Genomic DNA, 2,407 nt, shown 5'->3' with positions numbered 1-2,407 from the left:
CTGTGGCGTTTCATCAGGAACACCTCCAGACCCGCAGGCGCATCGCGCAGCATGACCACCGTGGCGGCCGGGCGCACGGGGGTGGTGACAATTTCCAGGTTCAATTCCATGCGTTGACTGTAATGAGAATCAGAGGTCGAGCACCAGCCTTGGCGATTTAGAGCGCGAGCAGCAGGGCGTGAACTGGTCGTTGGCCGCCTGCTCCTCGGGCGTCAGGTACATGTCCTTGTGGTCGGGGATGCCCTCGATCACGCGGGTCAAACAGGTGCCGCACACGCCTTGCTCACACGAGACCTGCACGTCAATGCCCGCATCGGCCAGGGCCTGCACCACCGTCTTGTCACTGGGCACGACCACGATCTTGCCGGAGCTGGCCAGCTGGACCTCAAAGCTGGCGTCGCTGTCGGATTTGGTCACCGTGCCGGCGAAGAACTCGTAATGCAGCTGCGCCTCGGGCCAGCCTTTTTCCCAGGCGGTGTTCAGCACCGCGTCCATGAAGCCCTTGGGCCCGCAGACATACAGATGAACGCCGTCGGCCGGCGTGCTCAGCAGCACGGCCAGGTCCAGTTTCTGTTCGGGCGCCCCATCGTCAAAATGGAAATGCACCCTGGACGCAAAGGCGGCGCCGGCAATGCGTTGATGGAACGCGGTGCGCTCGGGCGAGCGCGTGCAGTAGTGCATCTCGAAGTCGGCGCCGGTATTGGCGAGCCGCTCGGCCATGCACAGGATCGGCGTCACGCCAATGCCGCCGGCCAGCAGCAGGTGCCGACTGGCATCGTGCGCGATCGGGAAATGGTTGTTGGGCGCGCTGATTTGCAGAAACTGGCCTTCTTGCACCTGGTCATGCATGGCGACAGAGCCGCCGCGCGAAGCCGGATCGCGCAGCACGCCGATCAGGTAGCGGTGGCTTTCCGTCGGGTCATTGCACAGGGAATATTGGCGGGTCAGGCCGCCCGGCAGGTGCACATCGACATGCGAGCCGGCCGAGAAGGCGGGCAGCGGCCCGCCGTCCACCGCGACCAGCTCATAGGTGCAGATGTCCACCGCCTCTTGCTGCTTGCGGGCCACGCGGACCGAAATCGTCGGTAGATTGCTCATGCTGATTCCTCAGGCCGCAGCCGGTGCGCCGCCAGCGGCCTGCTCTTCGGCCATGATGCGGTCCAGAATCTTGCGCGACTGCACGCCGCCGGCGTCGATATTGAGCTTGAGCAAGGCGCGGTCCGGGTAGTCCAGCAGGTTTTGCTGCTGGCGCTGCAGCATTTCCAGGTCTTCGCTGAAAATCTTGCCCTGGCCTTCTCGAATGGTCGCGGTCAGCGCCTTGTCTTTGGGGTTGAACTTGCGCGCCATGCCCCAGAAGTACCAGATCGAGGTTTCCGTCTCGGGCGTGATGAAGTCCACCACCACGCTGTAGGCCTTGTGTTCGGGCGGAGCGTCGTAGCCGCCCTTGCCTGCATGGGCCACACCGACTTCAATCATCACATGGCTGGGCGGCGTGAAGCGGCAGATCTGCCAGCGGTCCACCGGCACGTCGTCGGCCAGGTTGTTGCCGCGCAGGGCCAGCTGCCAGAATGGCGGCGGCATGACGTTGTCCATGAAACGGCTCGTGACCACCTCATCGCCCTGGACGGTGGTCTTGCACGGCACTTCGTCGATTTCCTTCTGGCCGATGCTGCTGGAGTGCACATAGGTTTCGTGCGTCAGGTCCATCAGGTTGTCGATCATCAGCCGGTAGTCGCAGTTGATGTGAAACATGCCGCCGCCATAGGCCCATTCCGGGTTGTCATACCAGTCCTGGTGGGGAATTTTTGCGACATCGGCCTGCGCGGCATCGCCCGGCCAGACCCAGATGAAGCCGTAGCGCTCCTCCACGGGGTAACTGCGGATTTGCGGAAAGCCACGCACGCGCTGGCCCGGCATGGAAATGGTCTTGCCCTCGCAACCCATTTCCAGTCCGTGGTAGCCGCAGACCAGTTTGCCTTCGCTCACAAAACCGAGTGACAAGGGCGCGCCGCGGTGTGGACAAAAATCTTCCAGCGCCGCCACGCGGCCTTCCATGCCCCGGTAAAAAACGATGCGCTCGCCGCAGATTTTTCGGCCCAGCGGCTTGTCGTCGATATCCTGGGGAGTGCAGGCAACGTACCAGGTGTTTTTGGGGAACATGATGTTTAACCTTCTTGATGCAGGTAAAGACAGGGGTCGGGTCAGGCCCGGGCGACGCCCAGCAGGCGGTCCAGCAGTTCGGGCTGCTCGCGCAAATCGTCCGCGCTGCCGCTGTGCACCACCGTGCCATGGTCGAGCACCACGGCGCGGTGGCTGATGGCCAGGATGGCCTGCGGATGCTGCTCGACGATGATGGCCGACAGCCCTTCGTCGCGGGTGATGCGGGCAATGGCGCGCAGCAGCTCCT

The 2,407-nt window shown here is 63.4% G+C and carries 2 protein-coding genes and 1 pseudogene; all 3 read right to left on the bottom strand.

Annotated features, from left to right (window positions below; genetic code table 11):
• Nucleotides 1-129: 129 nt before the first annotated feature.
• Entirely contained in the window at nt 130-1,098 is a 969-nt protein-coding gene (locus Q8K05_RS17180) for a PDR/VanB family oxidoreductase (protein ID WP_305247826.1), read from the bottom strand.
• Nucleotides 1,099-1,107: 9 nt separating this feature from the next.
• Nucleotides 1,108-2,160 (bottom strand): aromatic ring-hydroxylating dioxygenase subunit alpha, encoded by a 1,053-nt coding sequence (locus Q8K05_RS17175; protein WP_305247825.1) that lies wholly within the window; start codon nt 2,158-2,160, stop codon nt 1,108-1,110.
• Between the two features lie 41 nt (nt 2,161-2,201).
• A pseudogene (locus tag Q8K05_RS17170) lies at nt 2,202-2,407 on the bottom strand (ABC transporter ATP-binding protein); the annotation flags it as partial.

It is taken from the genome of Polaromonas sp., from assembly GCF_030682935.1.
Classification (GTDB): Bacteria; Pseudomonadota; Gammaproteobacteria; order Burkholderiales; family Burkholderiaceae_C; genus Polaromonas.
Note: the sequence above shows the minus strand (reverse complement) of the source record. Positions and strands in the feature narration are given on the sequence as shown.